Below are 17,931 nucleotides of genomic sequence, written 5' to 3'. Positions count from 1 at the left end.
TTGCAGAGCGGCCGCGCGCCCCTATATTCCGGCCGATTTGGTGCGGAGGAACCGCCGATATTTGAACTCAAGGAGTGATCGATGTTCATTACCGAAGCTTTTGCGCAGACAGCCGGTGCCCCTTCCACCGGCGGCGCGGACATTCTCATGTCCATCCTGCCGTTCCTGCTGATCTTTGTTGTCATGTATTTCCTGATCATCCGTCCGCAGCGCGCCCAGATGAAGCGCCGCGAGGAGCTGTTGAAGAACATCCGTCGCGGTGATCAGGTGGTGACCGGCGGCGGCATCGTCGGCAAGGTTACGAAGGTCGTCGATGACAACGAACTCGAAGTCGAAATTGCCGAAGGCGTGAAGATCCGCGTCGTTCGCAGTGGCGTATCTGAAGTTCGCGTCAAAGGCGAACCTGTGAAAGAATAAGGGACGCGGACAGCCACCATCCGACGAGCAACTGGAGCGTTTGAGGCATGCGCAGATTTCCGCCGTTGAAACGTATCCTCGTTTGGTTGGTGGCACTCGCCGGCATCGCCTGTGCGTTGCCGAATGTTCTGAGCCGTGAAGAGGCAGCCGGATTACCGTCCTGGCTGCCGCATCGCCAGGTGGCGCTCGGCCTTGATCTCCAGGGAGGCTCGCACTTCATGCTGCGGGCCGCGCGCAGCGACATCGTCGCCGAGAGGCTCGAAGCGGTGGCCAGCGAAGTCGGCAAGTCCTTGCGCGATGCCGATATCGCCTATATCGGCCTATCGGGCGAAGGTCAGTCGATTTCGTTCCGGGTTCGGGACCGTGCGCAACTCCCCGCCGCTCGCGATAAGCTGAAGACACTGACGGCGCCGGTCGATGCCGGCGGATTTGGCTCCGGGTCGATTTCCGAAGTTGTGTTTGACAGCGCCGACGAGGATGAACTCGTCCGTCTGCGCCTGACCGACGAAGGCATCGACTACCGGCTGTCACTGGCCCTTGCGCAATCGATCGATGTGGTGCGTCGCCGCGTCGCTGAAGTTGGCGTTCTGGAGCCGCTGATCCAGCGCCGTGGCGAAGATCGGCTTATCGTCCAGGTGCCGGGGCTCGACGACCCGCAACGACTGAAAGATCTGCTCAGCCAAAGCGCACATCTGACTTTCAGATTGCTGGATACGTCCGTGCCGGTTGAGCGAGCCGTCGATGGCCAGGTGCCAGCGGGCGCAGAAGTCCTCTATTCCTATGACGATCCGCCGGTTCCCTATCTGGTCCAGAAGGAACCATTGCTGGCGGCGGCCAGTTTTGTCGCCGCGCAGCCGGAAGCAGATGCCGGCGCCGATACGGCGTCGGTCGCGGTCAAGCTCGAGGCGGCCGCGCAGCAGCGGGTTACCGCCGTCACGGCGCAGCAGCCGGAGGCGAAGATTGCGATCGTTCTTGATGGCCAGGTTGCCGCAACGCCCAAGCTTTCGGAAGCCGTCAAAGGCGACACGGCGCGCATTTCTGCCGAGCTTCCGGCCGACTCTGCTGCGGATCTCGCCGCTCTCATCAGGACCGGACCGCTCCCAACACCGCTGACTTTCGTCGAGGAGCGGACGGTCGGCCCTGGTGTCGGTGACGACGCGATTGCCTATGGCCTCAAGGCCGGCTTTGTCGCGGCGATCGCCGTCGCCGCCTCGATGATCTTCTTCTACGGCGTTTTCGGTGTCTTTGCCATCATCGCGCTCGCCTTGAATATTGTCTTGATCCTTGCGACGCTTTCCGTGTCGGGGGCGACGCTGACCCTGCCGGGGATTGCCGGCATCATCCTGACGATCGGCGTCGCGGTCGATTCGAACGTGTTGATCTACGAGCGCCTTCGCGAGGAGGTTCGTGGTGGCGAGCCCTTGCTCCGCACGATCAACAACGCCTTCTCTCGCGTCTTCAGCAGCATTTTCGACGCCAACCTGACGATGCTGATCGCCAGCGCCATCCTGTTCTACCTCGGTTCCGGGCCAGTGCGCGGTTTCGCCGTCACTCTCGCGATCGGCAGCGTCACGACGCTTTTCACCGCCTATACGGTGACCCGTCTGATCGTGAAGCGTTGGCTTCGGCAGTGGAAGTCGGAACGCCTGCCGAAGGGCATTCGAACCGGGCGCTTCAGCGATCTGGACATCCGTTTTATGCGGATCCGTAATCCGGTGTTCATCCTGATGGCCGCCTTGTCGGCGGCCTCGGTGCTCCTGCTTGCGGGTATCGGGCTCAATCTGGGTGTGGACTTCAAGGGCGGCTCGATCATCGAGCTGCACTCCAAGGGCGGTCCCGTCGACGTTGCCGACCTCCGCACCCGCCTCGACGAGCTGAACTTTGGCGAGGTCCAGGTCCAGCAACTGGGCTCGGGCGAGGATGTGCTGGTGCGGGTTCCGTCTCAAGAAGCGGGCGACAATGCCGAGCAGACCGCAGCCAGCGTCATCAGGACGGAGCTGGCCGACGAATACGACTTCCGCCGCGTCGAAGTGGTTGGCCCGGTTGTTTCGAGCGAGCTGACGCGCGCGGGAACGCTTGGGCTCGCAATCTCCTTCGTGGCGATCCTGCTCTATGTCTGGCTGCGTTTCGAGTGGCGCTTTGCCGTCGGTGCGATTATCGCAACCGTGCACGACGTGCTGCTGACGATTGGGTTCCTGGTGCTGACGGGCATCGAGTTCAATCTCGGCAGTATCGCCGCCGTTCTCACCATCGTCGGCTACTCGTTGAACGATACAGTTGTGATCTACGATCGCATTCGCGAGAATCTCGGCCGCTATCGCCGCATGCCGCTTTCGGTGCTGATCGATACGTCGATCAACCAGACACTCTCGCGCACGATCCTGACGGCGCTGACGACCATTCTGGCGCTCGCCGCGCTCTATCTCTTCGGCGGCGGCCTCATTCGCTCATTCAGCATCACCATGCTGTTTGGTGTCGTCGCCGGGACGATCTCCTCTATCTATATCGCCGGCCCGATCCTCATCCTCTTCGGGAAGCGGACCGACCACATTCCGGGGGACGAAAACGCGTCCGGCGCGGATACGGGTGCTGCCGGCGCGGCAAAGGGTACAGTTTGAAATGCCCAAGGGTATTGAAATTCGCGAAGCGCATTTTCCGGGCCGCGCACCGATCGATGCCTATGGCAACGGCGGCTTTCGCTTTGCGGACATGTCGCATCGCGGCTCGATCCTGATGCTGCCCTCGGGCGTCTATGCGTGGGACGTGGCCGAAGGCGATCCCCTGGCCGTCGAGAAATTCCTCAGGGTCATCGATGAGGCGAAAGACATCGAAGTACTGCTGGTTGGCACCGGTAAGGACATCCGCCCGCTGCCCGCAGACCTGAAGGCCGCGCTGCGTGCCGTCAATGTATCGTCGGATCCGATGAGCACCGGGGCTGCGGTTCGCACCTACAATGTGATGCTGGCCGAATCGCGTGCTGTCGCCGTCGCGCTGATCGCTGTCTGATCGGGCATTCGGGGAAGACGACGTGCAAGATATTTCCGCTCAGATCCTGGCCGACCTCAGGGATACGGACCGCGACCGCTATCTCGCCTGCCTGCTTGCCCCCGCCGACAAGCAGCGCTCGCTCGCGGCACTCTATGCGTTCAACGCGGAAATCGCGCGAATTCGCGATCTCGTGCATGAGCCGATTCCAGGCGAAATCCGCATGCAGTGGTGGCGCGATCTCATCGGCAACGATGCAGCCTCCGGTGAGGGGCATCCGCTCGCCGAAGCGCTTCTGCAGTGCATTCGCGAGCACAGGCTGCCGGTCTCGGTCCTGCAGAACATGATCGATGCCCGGATCTTCGATCTCTATGACGACCCCTTGGAAGACCGCTCGGCGCTCGAAGGTTATGCCGGCGAGACCGCTTCGGCCTTGATCCAGCTCTCGTCGCTGGTGCTCGACCCGCAGAATGCGGCCAAATCGGCGGAAGCCGCTGGTCACGCCGGTGTGGCGCAGACTGTCGCCGGCCTCCTGATGCTGTTGCCGCTGCATCTGAGACGCGGCCAGGTCTATTTGCCGGCAGAACTGCTGCGCGCGACCGGCCTTGATCGGGAAACGCTTATTGCCGGCAAAGACAGCGACGGTATCGGCCGGGCGATTAGGGCATTTTCTGGGTTCGGGCGGGATCATCTGGCCAAGGCACGGGCTCAGATGGCGGCGATCTCGCCGTCGAATTTTCCGGCGTTCGTGCCGCTCGCGCTGGCCGAGCCGATCTTCGATCGCGCCGAGGCGGCTGGCGCTGGACTTTTAAAGACACCCATCCGGCCGGCGCAATGGCGGCGGCAATGGTGGATGTGGCGCGCCGCTCGGCGGCGTCGCTTCTAGGGCGGCAAAGCAGACGCGCTACTTGTTAAGAACCCGATGCGTTCCGCGTCGGCGCGCCCGACGGGACGCCAAATTGGCACAAGCCTCGTAGTCTATAGAAGCGGTTTATCGGCGTCATGCCGAGCGAAGGGGAGCGCCCGCGGATGCTTTGGTTATTGCTCATCGCCGTCATTGTTCTGGCCGGCGCATTCTACATGTGGATGAACGCTCGTGCCGAGCGGGATTGGGACAATCCCGATGCAGGTTCTGCGATGGTGGAATTCGGGCGCGCATTTCCGGATGAGGCGATCCGGGCACTGCATTCCACCGCGGATCGGAAGGCGATCTTCCTGAGGCTGCACGACGGCAAGGCGGGCTTCATCCAATCGCATGGCACGCACTATGTCTGCCACGTCATCCAGCCTGGAAAGGTCCGGGTGAACAGCTCTGAGACCGGCCGTGGGCTGATCGTGCATTTCCCCGACTTTGCCTATCTGGACAATGCCTTCGAGTTCCAGAACGCCGGCGAGGCGGCGGAAGTTTCTCTCTGGCTGCTCGGCAGTTTCAACCCGAAATCGGAATTCACGCAGCCCAACTCGGAACTGTCCCCTGCAGCGCAGTCGAGCGAGTAGCGACTTCACAGTTCCATTCAAAAGAAACGGCCCGCTGGCGGTATCACGAGCGGGCCGTTTCGTTGTTCTGGTCTCATATTCGCCGTCAGGCGGACTTGCCGAGCCATGCGGCGCAATCTGCGAGCGCACGCGACGCCGTTGCCTGCTTCTTGGCAGCGGCCTTTTCCTTGCCACGGAAGCGCTTGGCGCCCTCCGGCTTGGTGATTGCTCCCGGATCGAGCGGCGGGAACAGGCCGAAATTGACGTTCATCGGCTGGAACGAACGTTTGCCCGGCTCATCGTCGGAAACGATGTGCCCGCCGGTGATATGGTTCAGCAGCGCGCCGAAGGCGGTGGTCGCTGGCGGTGCGGCCAAAGTCGCGCCCTTGCGCTCAGCGGCGGCGAAGCGCCCGGCGAGCAGGCCGATGCTGGCGCTCTCCACGTATCCTTCGCAGCCGGTGATCTGACCGGCAAAGCGCAGGCCCGGGCGCGACTTCAGCGTCAGCGTTCGGTCGAGCAGCGTCGGCGAATTGATGTAGGTGTTGCGGTGCAGGCCGCCGAGGCGTGCAAATTCGGCATTCTCCAGGCCCGGGATCATCCGGAAGACTTCCGCCTGGGCGCCGTATTTCAGTTTCGTCTGGAAGCCGACCATGTTGTAGAGCGTGCCAAGCGCGTTGTCCTGGCGCAGCTGCACGACGGCATAGGGCTTGACCGTGGGGTTATGGGCATTGGTGAGGCCCATCGGCTTCATCGGCCCGTGACGCAGCGTCTCGCGGCCGCGTTCGGCCATGACCTCGATCGGCAGGCAGCCATCGAAATAGGGCGTACCTTCCCATTCCTTGAAGCCGGTCTTGTCGCCGGCGATCAGCGCGTCGACGAAGGCGTTGTACTGCTCCTCGGTCATCGGGCAGTTGATGTAGTCTTTGCCGGTGCCGCCGGGGCCGACCTTGTCGTAACGCGACTGGTACCAGCAGACGTCCATGTCGATCGTCTCGGTGTAGACGATCGGCGCGATGGCGTCGAAGAAAGCGAGCGCATCGGCGCCCGTTTCCGTGCGGATGGCTTCTGCAAGATCGGGTGCCGTCAAAGGGCCGGTCGCGATGACCGCGAGGTCCCATTCCCTCGGCGGTAGGCCGGTGATTTCTTCGCGCACGACCGTGATCAGCGGATGGGCCGCAATCGCAGCGCTGACGGCGTCAGAGAATCCATCGCGATCGACGGCGAGCGCGCCGCCGGCCGGAACCTGGTTGGCATCGGCGGACTTCATGATCAGCGAGCCGGCAAGGCGCATTTCCGCATGCAGAACGCCGACCGCATTGCTGGTCGCATCATCCGAGCGGAACGAGTTGGAACAGACGAGTTCGGCGAGACCGTCCGTCTTGTGCGCATCGGTGCCGCGCACGCCGCGCATCTCGTGCAGTATGACCGGGACTCCGGCCTCGGCGATCTGCCAGGCAGCCTCCGAACCGGCAAGGCCGCCGCCGACGACATGGATGGGAGAATGGGAAGAGGTGTCTTTGCTCATGGGCGGCTTCCTATCACGGCTCGGCCCTTCGTTCCAATGTCAATAAACGAAAACGGCGCCCGGAGGGCGCCGTTTTGGAAGTCAGTTCGAACCGTTGAGATTAACGGAAGGAACGGGCCGCAATGTTGCGGATATCGTAGCGGGTGATGCCGATATCACTGAGAGCGTGGTTCGACAGGTTGCCGAGCTCGCTGACGGTGCGGCGGTAGTTGATCCAGCTTTTTGCGATACGAATCGGGTTCATGACTTTTTCCTCAAGATCGGTTTGTCGCGACAGCCATCTGTCTGCGTCGTTGAGGTTCTTATACGCTTGTCTAATTAGAAGGTGGAGTGCAAAGAAAATGCAGCTGCTATGCATTTGTGCAGTGCATCGCCGCATAGATGGGCACCGCTTCAAAAGGTGGCATCAATTAACGATTGATTAAAATGCGGATCACTACGCTCTAGTGTTTTGTTTTTCATATGTTTTTGGAATTGGAGCGCGAGCGGTTGCAATGCGTGGCACGAGGGTGGTGCTCGCTGCTCGCCGGCGAGGTGGGCTACAGCATTTCGCACGTGCGAAAGGGCGGCGGTGACGCCAGAGCAAGAGGCAAAAGAAAACGCCCCCCGGAATGAACCGGAGGGCGTTTACTGGAGGTCGGTCGCGCTTGAAGCGCAGCCTGAATTACTTGATCGCCTGGCGAGCAACGTAGGGGATGTCGCCGCGGCCGATGCCGAGGTCGCTCAGCTCACGGTCGCTCATGCGGCCGAGTTCGTTGCAGGTCTGACGATACTTGCGCCAATTGTTGAAAGAACGTGCGAGGTTCATGATCCTATCCTTTCTAGGGTCGTGTGCCAGCGCTCATCTCTCTTGCTGGCCGTCATCTGATGGTCTGGAATATAATCGTTTTGAGCAGAAGTTACAGAGATAATGCTGCATCGCACCCATGCAGCACGTGCAAGCCTGAGCGCGGCGGACAGACGTCGGATGGCGTTCGAAACGCATCTGCAATCAGGTTCTGATGATTGAAGCTTTCGACCCAAATCGAGGGCCGGAAAACAAACAACGCCCGCTGGGGGAGGAGATCCAGCGAGCGTCGCTTTGTTCTGATCGGCAACCGGGAGGAGGAGTGTCGCCGATCCAAATCGAGGGGCGCTGGGAGGAGGAGTGCGCCGCCCCGATCGATGAGTTGAAGATAGTATGGAGTCGGGCGGAAGGGTAGCGCTGATCCAGAATGGCACCTATGCATCGAGTGCATGGCTGCGAGCGAATACAGAGAAAGTGTGCACGAATATTGTGCAATTGCGCAAAGTCGGAGATTTTCTTGCTGGGGGAGGGCTGAAAACAATAACGCCCGCTGGGGGAGGAGGTCCAGCGAGCGTCATTTGAAGTGATTGGCAACTGGGAGGAGGAGTGTTGCCAATCTGATCGGAGGAGCGTTGGGAGGAGGAGTACGCTCGACCGAATTCTCTCGGGTTTTGCCCGGGCCTTTCTCAGTAAACTGAGGCGGTTGGCCGCTTCCGCCGGCGACCGTCTGGCTTCATGCCGTCGTTCGCCTTTGATGATTTGAATATAGGGGCTTTAAATCGATTTGTGCAGTGCAATATCCGCATGGAAGATATGCGCATCGCGCAAGCCGTTCATCAGTCTCTTTCGGCTCGGGGCCTCAGTCGCGACAGAGCGATTGTGTTTCCGCGCCGATACGTGGTTAGCTGGTGACGCAACGGGATCATTTCAAGCATTGGATTCTTAGGGCTGGGGGCAGGATGTATCGCGCGCGTCTCGAGCGAGACTTCAAACACTGGATCGACAAGGGGCTGCTGCAGGAAGATGCCGCGCGCGCCATGCTTGCCGAGTATGACGGACGCGAGTCGACGTTCCGGGCAGGGCGCGTCCTGCTTATGCTGGCGGCCCTTCTGTTATGCGCATCGATCCTGTTGCTTGTTGCCGCCAATTGGGAGGAACTGCCGCGCCTCGCGCGCGTCGCCGGCATCGTCGCCTTGATCTGGGGCTTCCACTTCGCCGCTGCCTGGCTGATCCAGAATGGCAGGACGACATTTGCCGCCGCGGCGCTGGTTCTGGGCGCGGCGGCCTTTGGCGGCGGCATCGCGCTCATCGGGCAGATGTATCATTTGTCGGGCGATGCGGCGGATGCAGCGCTGCTCTGGTTCGTTGGCGCCTGCCTTTCGGCGCTCGCGTTTCGCTCTGCAGCGATGGCAACGGCCGCTGGCGGGCTCGCTTGGTTCTATTTCGGTACCATGTTGACGGAAAATGGTTTCAGCACGGCTTCTGACTGGCACTTGTGGTCCGTGCCGGTTCTGGCCGTGATCGTCGTTCTTCTGGTCCGCTTCACGGAGGCGGGCAGGGCCCGGCATCTGGCCTATCTGCTCGTCCTTTCCTGGCTCGGCTGGCTTTATCTGGATAGTCCGTCACTTGCTTTCGCGGTCGGCCTCGCAGTCCTCGGCCTTGCGGCCTTTCTGGCGGCGACCCTGCCGGGTTCGCCCGTGCGCCAACTTGCGCTCGAGGCGGGTTCAGCGCCCGCTTTCTATTCCTTCGCGCTCGCCCTGCTTGGTTTCACCGGACTTCAATACGAGGCGGTTGGGGTGACGACGGAGGTCGCGACCGGAACAGGCACGCTGTTGGTTGCGCTCCTGGGCATTGCGCTTGCCGGTGCGCAGAACGGGGCGGTGCGTTATCTCGGTTACATCGCCTTTGCCGGCGAGCTTCTCTATCTCGCCTTCGAAACCTTGGGATCGATGCTTGGCACATCGGGCTTCTTCCTGATTTCGGGCCTGGTCGTCGCGTGCATCGCCTGGCTGGTCATTCGGATCGAGGGGCATATGGCGCGAACGCGCCAGGCGGAGGTTTCTCAATGAACAGTGGTGCATCGACCAGACGTTGGCTGAACCCGCTGCTCGCCGCCCTGCTTGTGGCCGGCGTCCAGACGGCGGCGCTCGGTTACATGATCGAAAGCAGGGCTTCGATCCTCAGAAGCGGGCGGGATGTCCTTCTGAAGACCGTGCCCGTCGATCCGCGCGACCTGCTCAGAGGCGACTACGTGATACTGAGCTATGATATTTCAAGGTTGCAGCCGGAACTGTTCAAAGGTGGACTTCCGACACAATCGGGCGAGGTGATGCTCTATGTTCGGCTGGCGAAGCAGCCAGACGGGTTCTGGACGGCGACAGAAGCGTCGTTCCAGCCGCTGCCGGTGACCGGCGACAGCGTCGTGCTCCGCTCGCTTCCATTCTCCTACTATCCGTCGCCGTCGCCGTTACCCTTGACCGTGGACTATGGCATCGAGCGCTTCTACGTGCCGGAGGGCGAAGGGCGCACATTGGAAGAGGCGCGCAATGCCGAGGCGCTCTCCGTCAACATCCGCGTTGATGGCAAGGGCAGAGCACAGATCCGCGAGATCGCGGTCAATGGCAGCCCGGTCTATGAAGAGCCCCTTTATTGAAGCTCCGCGAACGCGCTCCGATCCGTCGTGGAATTCCGCATTTTCCCTTTGATCCCGTGAAAACGAGTGATATAGAGACGCCGCGCTCGGGAAAGCCCTGAACTTTCAGCATGCCCATTGTATCCGCGGTATTCCGCTGGTTGGACTTGCGGAAATACGGTCAGGCGGTGCGATTGTCTGAACGCGGGTATGGTGAAATTGGTAGACACGCCAGATTTAGGTTCTGGTGCCGCAAGGCGTGGGAGTTCAAGTCTCTCTACCCGCACCAGACAGCGATCGCGCCTAAAGTCCGGATTCTGCGAGGATGAAGGGGGCTGGAGTGCCATTTTGCTTGCAAAACGGTTGCAGAACTGCGTAAAGCCACTCCCGGCAAATGGATCGGCTCACGTGCTCGCCAGACCTTTCGAAGGGGAAGAGCACAGTCAACGTGAAATGAAGGTTTGAACATGCAGGTTATCGAAACGCTCGCTCAAGGGCTGAAGCGCGAACTCAAGGTCGTTATCCCGGCCAAGGACATGGAAGCTCGGATGAACGAGCGCCTGGCCGAAGTGAAGGACCGTGTGAAGATCAACGGCTTCCGTCCGGGCAAGGTGCCGGTTGCGCATCTGAAGAAGGTCTATGGCAAGTCGATCATGGCCGACCTCGTCAATGAGATCGTCCGCGAGAAGCCGACCGAGATCCTGTCGGGCCGCGGCGAGAAGTCGGCGACCCAGCCGGAAGTCGCGATGACCGAGGACGAGGCCGAAGCCGACAAGATCCTCAATGCGGAAGCTGACCTCGAGTTCACCGTTGCCTACGAAATCATCCCGGCGATCGAACTCAAGGACGTGAGCGGCATCAAGGTGACCCGCGAAGTCGTCGAGATCGCTGACGAAGAAGTCAACGAGCAGATCCTGAAGATCGCCGAAAGCGCCCGCAGCTACGAATCGAAGAAGGGCAAGGCCGCCAACGGCGACCGCGTCACGATCGATTACCTCGGCAAGGTCGACGGCGTAGCCTTCGACGGCGGCAAGGACGAAGACGCCGAGCTGGTTCTCGGCTCCAACCGCTTCATCCCGGGCTTCGAAGAGCAGCTCGTTGGCCTGAAGGCCGGCGACGAAAAGACCATCACTGTCAACTTCCCGGCTGACTACCCGGCCGCAAACCTCGCCGGCAAGGAAGCGACCTTCGACATCACCGTCAAGGACGTCGCTGCCGCCCAGGACATCGAAATCAACGACGAACTGGCCACCAAGCTCGGCCTCGAATCGGCTGACAAGCTGAAGGAAATCGTCCGCGGCCAGATCGAAAGCCAGTACGGCAACCTGACCCGTCAGAAGGTCAAGCGTCAGATCCTCGACCAGCTCGACGAACTCTACCAGTTCGAAACGCCGGAGCGCCTCGTCGAAGCCGAATTCGAAAACATCTGGCGCCAGATCAACACCGACCTGCAGCAGGCCGGCAAGACCTTCGCTGACGAAGAAACCACCGAAGAAGAAGCCCGCGCCGAATACCGCAAGCTCGCCGAGCGTCGCGTTCGCCTCGGCCTGGTTCTTTCGGAAATCGGCGAAAAGGCCGGCGTCCAGGTCAGCGACGACGAACTGCAGCGTTCGCTGTTCGAACAGCTCCGCCAGTTCCCGGGCCAGGAAAAGCAGATCCTCGACTACTTCAAGAACACCCCCGGTGCTGCCGCTTCGCTGCGCGCTCCGCTGTTCGAAGAAAAGGTCGTCGACCACCTGCTCGGCGAAATCTCGGTAACCGACAAGACGGTTTCCAAGGAAGAGCTGACGGCTGACGACGAAGAGGGCGAAGGCAAGGCTGCCAAGAAGGCTCCGGCCAAGAAGAAGGCCGCTGCCAAGGCTGAAGCCGCCGAAGGCGAAGAAGCCGCCGCTCCGAAGAAGAAGGCTCCGGCCAAGAAGAAGGCCGCTGACGACAGCGCCGAGTAATCGGACCGAAGCCTTAGGAATCAAAAAAGCCCTGCCGCTTGCGGCAGGGTTTTTTTCGTTTGAGGGGCGTCGGTGACGTCGCCGTCTCAGCGGCGTGGCGAAATGGCCCGGCCGATGTCCAGGAGGAGGGCGCGATGGTCGGAGACTTCCGGCCGTTCGACGACATCGAACCGGGCGACATCAACCTCGCCACTCACGAGCATGTAATCGGCAAAGCGGCCGCCCTTCAGATAGTGCGACGTCCGAGTATCCGTGTGGCCACGGGAAACGACCAGGTCAGTCAGCCCTAGCTCTGCGAGCACCTGAAAGGTCACGCTGTCCGGGAGCACGTTGAAGTCACCGCACACGACAAGCCGCTCATCGCCCGGCCAGACCTGACGGATGAGGTTTACCAGCGCGTCTGCCTGCGCGTGCCGTGCCGGTGTGTCGTTCTTGCCGCCGATCTCCCGTAGGCCATGCATCTGGGCGATGGTGATTGCCGTGCCGGCATCATGGTCGAACAGGCGGATGCAATGGGCATTGCGGGCACGTGGATGTGGCCCCCAGCCCTCGGATGAAAAGCTGCCATGCACGAAGCCGAGCGCCTGACCGATGACGGAATGGGAGCGTCGGACGAAGGTCGCGAGCCCAAATTCCGAGGCCACCGGCCTGTCGCCGTCAAAGAGCGTGCCGCGCGCCGTCGGGCAGAAGCAGCCATCATGCCAAGGAAGTGCTGCCGCGATCTCATCGAAGAGGTTGGCGCGCTGCGGCAGTTCGACATCTGTATCGCGATAGGTGAGCCATTCGGCGTCGGTCGTCGGCGACCGCGCGATCTCCTGCAGACACAGGACATCGGCGTCGACTTCCGCCAGATATCTCATCAATGGGGAATGGAGCTTGCCGCCCCAGGCATTGAGGGAAAGGATGCGCATGGCGTTCATGTCTCTTCATCAGGAGCGGCAAGGCTACCCGATTCGCTGGCATGGTGGCGTGCACGCAATCTTGAACGGCGCTCTGGGCGATAGGTGACAAAGCGGTATTGCTCGTCACCTATCGAATTGGATCCCTTTGACTGCCGTTGTCGTCGTTTGATGCGTGCTCAGATATGTCGCTAGCGGCTTACGCTTTCGGCAGTTCCTGCTTGATCTCGCCCATGCGGTTCCAGGCGTCGAGGCCGGCAATCTTGTAGGCTTCGGCAAGCGTCGGGTAGTTGAAGGTGTTCTCGACGAAATACTCGACCGTGCCCTTGAGGTTCAACACAGCCTGACCGATGTGGACCAGCTCGGTCGCGCCTTCGCCGATGATGTGCACGCCGAGGAGACGGCGGGTCTTCATCGAGAAGATCATCTTCAGAAGACCGGATTCGAGACCCATGATGTGACCGCGCGAGGTCTCGCGAAAACGGGCAATGCCGCATTCGTAAGGGATGCCGCGTTCCTTCACCTCTTCTTCCGAAAGGCCGCAGGTGGAGATTTCCGGCACCGCGTAGATGCCGTAGGGGAAATACTTCTGCGGTTCCATGGCAATCGCGCCGACAGCAACGCGAGCCGCAATGCGGCCCTGTTCCATAGAGGTCGAGGCAAGGCTCGGGAATCCGACGACGTCGCCGGCGGCATAGATGTTCGGGACCGATGTCTGGAACGTCTCCGGATTGACCTTGAGCCGCCCGCGGCTGTCTGCCTCGAGCCCGGCGGCCGGCAGGTTGAGCGTATCGGTTGCCCCCATGCGTCCGGCGGCGAAAAGCACCATGTCGGTGACGATCTTGCGGCCATTGTCGAGCGTCAGCAGGACCTTACCATCGTCGAGCCGCTCGACCGTCTCGGCCTTCTGTCCGAGATGCAGCTTCATGTTGCGATCGCGCAGCTGGTAGATGAAATCCTCGACGATCTCCTTGTCGATGAAGTCGAGCATCGTTGTCTTCGGGTCGATGACCGTCACGTGCGTGTCGAGCGCGCTGAAGATCGTCGCATATTCGATGCCGACGACGCCGGCGCCGATGACGACGAGCGAACGCGGCAGTTCTGCGATATCGAGCAGTTCGTCACTGTCGAGCACGCTCTTGCCGTCGAAGGGCATGTAGTCCGGACGGAAAGGCTTGGTGCCGACGGCAAGCATGATGCTGGTGCCTGAAACAAGCAGGGTCTCGCCGTCGTCCTTGACGACCTCGAGCGTGGTCGGATCGACGAAGCTTGCCTTGCCGCGCATCTGCTGCACGCGGTTACGGGCAAACTGGTGTTCGAGGACCTCGACCTCGTGATTGAGGGTGATGATCAGCCGTTGCCGGAGATCGTCGGCGCTGATCTCCTGCTTGACGCGATAGGCCCGCCCGTAGAAGCCCCGCTCGCGCCAGCCGGAAAGATTGAGCGCCGTCTCCCGCAGCGTCTTGGAGGGGATGGTGCCCGTGTGCACCGAAACGCCGCCGACGCGTTTTCCCTGTTCGATGACGAGGACCTTCTTGCCGAGCTTGGCGGCCTGGATGGCGCCGCGGCGGCCGGCGGGCCCGCTTCCGACGACGATGAGATCGAACTGAGTCATGGGCATTTCCGTTTGAAGGGAAGAATCGTTGTGCATCGCAAAAACTCTCGCTTGCAAGCGTCTATACCGTCAATGGCACGGTTTAATGAAGTGGTTTTCATAGCCGAAACAGCTGGATGAGAATATAAGGGAATGTGCGTATGCTTGGCTTCGTTACGACATGCCGGGCCCATCGGTGTCGTATTTGCCTGGGAGGGTGGCGATGGGATTGGAGCTGACGAACAGGGCGGTGCCGCAGCCTGACGACGAGGGCGTCATCCGGCAACCGGACCATCGGCCGGGTGTCGTTGCGGCGGCGGTCTATGAAAACGGCGTAAGGGTACGCGATATCGGCATCGAAGATGCCGGCAAATGGCGCTCGCGGCCGGGCGCGGTGGTCTGGATTGGGCTGCATGAGCCTGATGCGGAACTGCTGCGCCAGATACAGCAGGAGTTCGACCTGCACGACCTGGCGATTGAGGACGCCTGCAAGGCGCACCAGCGGCCAAAACTAGAGATCTATGGCGACTCGATCTTCGTCGTGGCGCGCACCGCCCACATGGTTGGTGACGAGATCGCCTTCGGCGAGACCCATCTCTTCGTCGGGCGAGGTTATGTCGTCTCGGTCAGGCACGGTGCGTCCACGTCCTACATGGCGGTGCGTCAGCGCTGCGAATCTTCCCCGGCAGCACTCGCCCATGGCGAAAACTATATCCTCTATTCGATCCTCGATTTCATCGTCGACAACTATATGCCGGTCATCGAGGCGATCCATGAGGAGGTGGAGGAACTGGAAGATCGGCTGTTGCGGGAGCGACTGGTCAAGGGTGACATCGAACGACTCTACCTGATGCGCCGCAATCTTCTCAGGTTGCGCAATGCCGTGGTGCCACTCGTCGATGTCTGCCGCCGGCACGAGCACATCGATCTGCCAGGCATGGATGCGGCGCTGCAGCCGCTGTTCCGTGACGTGACGGACCACGTGCGCCGGGTGCAGGAGGATATCGATGCGTTGCGCGAGGTGCTTGCCTTTACCTTCGAGGCGAGCCTGATGGTCGGGCAATCCGAACAGACGGAAATTTCGCGCAAGCTGGCGTCCTGGGCCGCGATCCTTGCCGTGCCGACGGCGATAGCCGGTATCTACGGCATGAACTTCGACGATATGCCGGAGTTGAAGTTCCGCTACGGCTACTTCGTCGTGCTGGCGGTGATCATCGGTTTGTGCCTGACGCTCTTTCGCTTCTTCCGTCGCGCGAAGTGGCTGTGAGAGCCGGCGCGCCGTTAGAACAGGCGTAGGCCCTTCAGGCTGACATGCCCATCCTTGCCGATGATGATGTGATCGTGCACGGCGATCCCCAGCGGTTTCGCCGTTTCGACGATGAGCTTGGTCATGTCAATATCGGCGCGCGACGGCGTCGGGTCCCCGGACGGATGGTTGTGCACGAGAATGATCGCGGTGGCGGAGAGTTCGAGTGCGCGTTTGACCACCTCGCGCGGATAGACAGGCGTGTGGTCGATCGTACCGGTCTGCTGCACCTCGTCGGCGATCAACGTGTTGCGCTTGTCGAGGAACAGGATCCGGAACTGCTCTTTGGTTTCGTAGGCCATTGCCGCGTGGCAATAATCGATGACGGCGCTCCAGGAAGAGAGAAGGTGCTTCTGGCGAAGCTCGCTTTTCAGGGTGCGATGGCCGATGGTGGAGATCAGCTTTAGGTCGAGGGCAACGGCCTCGCCGATGCCGTTCACCTCCTGCAATAGCGCAATCGGCGCGCCGAAGACGCCGGCAAGCGTCCCGAAACGGCTGATGAGCGCCTTGGCGATCGGCTTGGTATCCTTGCGCGGGATCAGCCGAAACAACAGCATTTCCAGGATCTCGTAGTCGGCCAGCGCCGCGTCGCCGTGCTCGCGGTAACGCGCGCGCAGCCGATCGCGATGGCCGTGATAATGCGCTTCGGGCGCCGGCGCCTTCTTGGCCGCCGGTCCGCCGTCCAACTGCAATTACGGGAAAAACGTCCTCTCGTCCGTCGATGGCGTTTCGTCGCCTTCAGGGGAGATCGGACGCTTCTTCATGCAGCGCCGACGTTGTTGGGACCCCGCTTGAACAGGCCGGCCGGCGACAGCGTGAAGATCTCGCACCCCTCGGCGGTCACGCCGACCGTGTGCTCGTACTGCGCCGAAAGCGACCGGTCGCGGGTAACGGCGGTCCAGCCATCCGAGAGCACCTTCACATGCGGACGGCCGAGATTGATCATCGGCTCGATGGTGAAGATCATGCCCTCGCGCAATTCGGGGCCCTCGTTGGCGCGGCCGTAGTGCAGGATGTTCGGCGCGTCGTGGAAAAGCTTGCCGACGCCGTGGCCGCAGAAATCGCGCACGACCGAGCAACGTTCCGCTTCGGCATAGGTCTGGATCGCCTCGCCGATGGCACCGGTGCGAGCACCCGGGCGTACAGCGGCAATGCCGCGCATCAGGCTTTCATGGGTGACATCGAGCAGCCGCTCGGCCGCGCGCTTGATCTCGCCGACCGGATACATGCGGCTCGAGTCGCCATGCCAGCCATCGACGACATAGGTAACGTCGATATTGACGATGTCGCCCTCGCGTAGCGGCTTGTCGTTGGGGATGCCGTGACAGACGACGTGATTGATCGAGGTACAGGAGGACTTCGTGTAGCCGCGGTAGTTCAGCGTCGCGGGCAGGGCGCCATTGTCCATGCCGAACTCGAAGACGAAGCGGTCGATCTCGTCGGTCGTGACGCCCGGCTGAACGCGCGAAACGAGTTCGTCGAGGCAGCGCGCCGTCACCTGGCAGGCCTTGCGCATGCCCTCAAAATCTTCCGGTGCGTAGAGCCGGATAACGCCGGTGTTTTTGTAGGGGGCCGACCCTGCCTCGATGTAAGTCACCATTCCAAAGCTTTCATTTGTTCCAAGTCGGATTTCATAGAGCAGCGAGGGCGCCTTCGTCCACTGCCATCAATCCGGTCGGACGGATTTGCGTCGGCGATACCTGACATTTGATCGCATAGGCCTCGACCCCACGCGCCATGGCGCGATCGAAGGCTTGCGCATAGGCCGGATCGAAATCGCGGCAGATTCTCAAACGGTCGCAGTCGCCGCGCTGCACAAGATAGATCATGACGGCGCGGTGACCGGCTGCGATCATGTCGCCGAGTTCGTCGAGATGTTTGGCGCCGCGTGCCGTCGGGCTATCTGGAAACTCCGCGAGACCGGGCGTGCGACTGAAATGCACGTTCTTCACCTCGACATAGGCAAGGCCTCGATCGGCGTCGCTGAGCAGGATATCGATCCGCGAATTGCGGCCGTATCTCTGTTCCCGCGCGAAGCCTTGATATGTATGCAGATCGGAAACGAGGCGCAGTCGAATGGCTTCTTCAGCGAGTCGGTTCGGCAAGCCGGTATTGATCCCGACCAGTGTGCCGTCGGCTTCGACGATTTCGAGCATGTGACGGTATTTCCGCGTCGGGCTGTCGTGTTCCGACATCCAGATGCGCGAGCCCGGCGTCGTCAGGCCTCGCATCGAGCCTGTGTTCGGGCAGGAGCCGGTCATGGCGGTACCGTCGGGCTGGATCGCATCGAAGAGAAAGCGCTTGTAGCGCTGCACGAGGGTTGCCTGTGCGAGCGGCGGGTCGAAGATCAAGACATGTCCTGCA

Annotated in this window: 16 protein-coding genes, 1 tRNA gene and 1 pseudogene; 10 read left to right on the top strand and 8 right to left on the bottom strand. The window is 61.3% G+C overall.

Annotated elements, in window-relative coordinates; all coding sequences use genetic code 11:
* Positions 1-81 precede the first annotated feature (81 nt).
* The 5 genes from yajC to IB265_RS25245 all read left to right on the top strand — a co-directional run bounded on the left by yajC (position 82) and on the right by IB265_RS25245 (position 4,899).
* Positions 82-417 (top strand): preprotein translocase subunit YajC, encoded by a 336-nt coding sequence (gene yajC / locus IB265_RS25265; protein ID WP_057255835.1) that lies wholly within the window; start codon positions 82-84, stop codon positions 415-417.
* 47 nt (positions 418-464) lie between these two features.
* Complete coding sequence (secDF, locus tag IB265_RS25260) at positions 465-3,035, top strand: protein translocase subunit SecDF (protein WP_057255836.1); 2,571 nt, start codon at positions 465-467, stop codon at positions 3,033-3,035.
* A gap of 1 nt (position 3,036) precedes the next feature.
* On the top strand, positions 3,037-3,423 hold the full coding sequence (locus IB265_RS25255; RefSeq protein ID WP_057255838.1) for an Mth938-like domain-containing protein: 387 nt from the start codon (positions 3,037-3,039) through the stop codon (positions 3,421-3,423).
* A gap of 22 nt (positions 3,424-3,445) precedes the next feature.
* Positions 3,446-4,288 carry a phytoene/squalene synthase family protein gene (locus IB265_RS25250; RefSeq protein WP_057255840.1) on the top strand — a complete coding sequence of 281 codons (843 nt, stop codon included), beginning with the start codon at positions 3,446-3,448 and terminating at the stop codon, positions 4,286-4,288.
* Between the two features lie 143 nt (positions 4,289-4,431).
* Positions 4,432-4,899: a hypothetical protein gene (locus tag IB265_RS25245; protein ID WP_057255841.1), complete on the top strand. Its 468-nt coding sequence runs from the start codon at positions 4,432-4,434 to the stop codon at positions 4,897-4,899.
* An 85-nt stretch (positions 4,900-4,984) separates the two neighbouring features.
* Here IB265_RS25245 and trmFO read toward each other — a convergent pair whose 3' ends face one another.
* The 3 genes from trmFO to IB265_RS25230 form a co-directional block, all read right to left on the bottom strand.
* The gene (gene trmFO, locus IB265_RS25240; RefSeq protein WP_057255843.1) at positions 4,985-6,403 is read right to left on the bottom strand and encodes a methylenetetrahydrofolate--tRNA-(uracil(54)-C(5))-methyltransferase (FADH(2)-oxidizing) TrmFO; all 1,419 of its coding nucleotides are present in this window, start codon (positions 6,401-6,403) and stop codon (positions 4,985-4,987) included.
* Between the two features lie 100 nt (positions 6,404-6,503).
* The gene (locus IB265_RS25235) at positions 6,504-6,647 is read right to left on the bottom strand and encodes a DUF1127 domain-containing protein (RefSeq protein WP_082616298.1); all 144 of its coding nucleotides are present in this window, start codon (positions 6,645-6,647) and stop codon (positions 6,504-6,506) included.
* 420 nt (positions 6,648-7,067) lie between these two features.
* Positions 7,068-7,211: a DUF1127 domain-containing protein gene (locus IB265_RS25230; protein WP_065376908.1), complete on the bottom strand. Its 144-nt coding sequence runs from the start codon at positions 7,209-7,211 to the stop codon at positions 7,068-7,070.
* 938 nt (positions 7,212-8,149) lie between these two features.
* On the opposite strand from IB265_RS25230, the gene IB265_RS25225 reads away from it, so the two are divergent.
* From IB265_RS25225 to tig, 4 genes are all read left to right on the top strand, one after another.
* Positions 8,150-9,259 (top strand): DUF2157 domain-containing protein, encoded by a 1,110-nt coding sequence (locus IB265_RS25225; protein WP_192495277.1) that lies wholly within the window; start codon positions 8,150-8,152, stop codon positions 9,257-9,259.
* A complete protein-coding gene (locus tag IB265_RS25220) occupies positions 9,256-9,843 on the top strand; it encodes a GDYXXLXY domain-containing protein (RefSeq protein ID WP_057255847.1) in 588 nt (195 codons plus the stop codon). Before IB265_RS25225 ends, IB265_RS25220 begins: the two co-directional genes overlap by 4 nt.
* A gap of 183 nt (positions 9,844-10,026) precedes the next feature.
* Positions 10,027-10,111: transfer RNA gene (locus tag IB265_RS25215), tRNA-Leu, on the top strand.
* A 178-nt stretch (positions 10,112-10,289) separates the two neighbouring features.
* Entirely contained in the window at positions 10,290-11,768 is a 1,479-nt protein-coding gene (gene tig / locus IB265_RS25210; RefSeq protein ID WP_057255849.1) for a trigger factor, read from the top strand.
* Between the two features lie 86 nt (positions 11,769-11,854).
* On the opposite strand, the gene IB265_RS25205 is transcribed toward tig, so the two are convergent.
* Complete coding sequence (locus IB265_RS25205; protein WP_057256075.1) at positions 11,855-12,679, bottom strand: endonuclease/exonuclease/phosphatase family protein; 825 nt, start codon at positions 12,677-12,679, stop codon at positions 11,855-11,857.
* A gap of 187 nt (positions 12,680-12,866) precedes the next feature.
* Positions 12,867-14,282: a Si-specific NAD(P)(+) transhydrogenase gene (gene sthA, locus IB265_RS25200; protein ID WP_057255851.1), complete on the bottom strand. Its 1,416-nt coding sequence runs from the start codon at positions 14,280-14,282 to the stop codon at positions 12,867-12,869.
* Positions 14,283-14,484: 202 nt separating this feature from the next.
* Between sthA and IB265_RS25195 the strand changes: the two genes are divergently transcribed.
* Positions 14,485-15,528, top strand: coding sequence for a magnesium and cobalt transport protein CorA (locus IB265_RS25195; protein WP_082616300.1), 1,044 nt, complete (start codon positions 14,485-14,487; stop codon positions 15,526-15,528).
* A 14-nt stretch (positions 15,529-15,542) separates the two neighbouring features.
* On the opposite strand, the pseudogene radC reads toward IB265_RS25195, so the two are convergent.
* The 3 genes and pseudogenes from radC to sfsA form a co-directional block, all read right to left on the bottom strand.
* Positions 15,543-16,331 (bottom strand): annotated as a pseudogene (gene radC, locus IB265_RS25190) (DNA repair protein RadC).
* Entirely contained in the window at positions 16,328-17,167 is an 840-nt protein-coding gene (gene map / locus IB265_RS25185) for a type I methionyl aminopeptidase (protein ID WP_057255853.1), read from the bottom strand. The pseudogene radC and the gene map overlap by 4 nt, the downstream one beginning before the upstream one ends.
* Positions 17,168-17,198: 31 nt before the next feature.
* Positions 17,199-17,918, bottom strand: coding sequence for a DNA/RNA nuclease SfsA (sfsA, locus tag IB265_RS25180; protein ID WP_057255854.1), 720 nt, complete (start codon positions 17,916-17,918; stop codon positions 17,199-17,201).
* Between the last annotated feature and the right edge of the window lie 13 nt (positions 17,919-17,931).

This window comes from Ensifer sp. ENS10, from assembly GCF_014852025.1.
Taxonomy (GTDB): Bacteria; Pseudomonadota; Alphaproteobacteria; order Rhizobiales; family Rhizobiaceae; genus Ensifer.
Note: the sequence above shows the minus strand (reverse complement) of the source record. Positions and strands in the feature narration are given on the sequence as shown.

Bases quoted from the DNA above. Each gene is read 5' to 3' on its own strand.
- trmFO (WP_057255843.1), bottom strand. From the start codon at position 6,403: ATGAGCAAAGACACCTCTTCCCATTCTCCCATCCATGTCGTCGGCGGC.
- map (WP_057255853.1), bottom strand. From the start codon at position 17,167: ATGGTGACTTACATCGAGGCAGGGTCGGCCCCCTACAAAAACACCGGC.
- IB265_RS25255 (WP_057255838.1), top strand. From the start codon at position 3,037: ATGCCCAAGGGTATTGAAATTCGCGAAGCGCATTTTCCGGGCCGCGCA.
- yajC (WP_057255835.1), top strand. From the start codon at position 82: ATGTTCATTACCGAAGCTTTTGCGCAGACAGCCGGTGCCCCTTCCACC.
- IB265_RS25230 (WP_065376908.1), bottom strand. From the start codon at position 7,211: ATGAACCTCGCACGTTCTTTCAACAATTGGCGCAAGTATCGTCAGACC.
- secDF (WP_057255836.1), top strand. From the start codon at position 465: ATGCGCAGATTTCCGCCGTTGAAACGTATCCTCGTTTGGTTGGTGGCA.
- IB265_RS25225 (WP_192495277.1), top strand. From the start codon at position 8,150: ATGTATCGCGCGCGTCTCGAGCGAGACTTCAAACACTGGATCGACAAG.
- IB265_RS25235 (WP_082616298.1), bottom strand. From the start codon at position 6,647: ATGAACCCGATTCGTATCGCAAAAAGCTGGATCAACTACCGCCGCACC.
- IB265_RS25205 (WP_057256075.1), bottom strand. From the start codon at position 12,679: ATGCGCATCCTTTCCCTCAATGCCTGGGGCGGCAAGCTCCATTCCCCA.
- IB265_RS25220 (WP_057255847.1), top strand. From the start codon at position 9,256: ATGAACAGTGGTGCATCGACCAGACGTTGGCTGAACCCGCTGCTCGCC.
- tig (WP_057255849.1), top strand. From the start codon at position 10,290: ATGCAGGTTATCGAAACGCTCGCTCAAGGGCTGAAGCGCGAACTCAAG.
- IB265_RS25195 (WP_082616300.1), top strand. From the start codon at position 14,485: ATGGGATTGGAGCTGACGAACAGGGCGGTGCCGCAGCCTGACGACGAG.
- sthA (WP_057255851.1), bottom strand. From the start codon at position 14,282: ATGACTCAGTTCGATCTCATCGTCGTCGGAAGCGGGCCCGCCGGCCGC.
- IB265_RS25245 (WP_057255841.1), top strand. From the start codon at position 4,432: ATGCTTTGGTTATTGCTCATCGCCGTCATTGTTCTGGCCGGCGCATTC.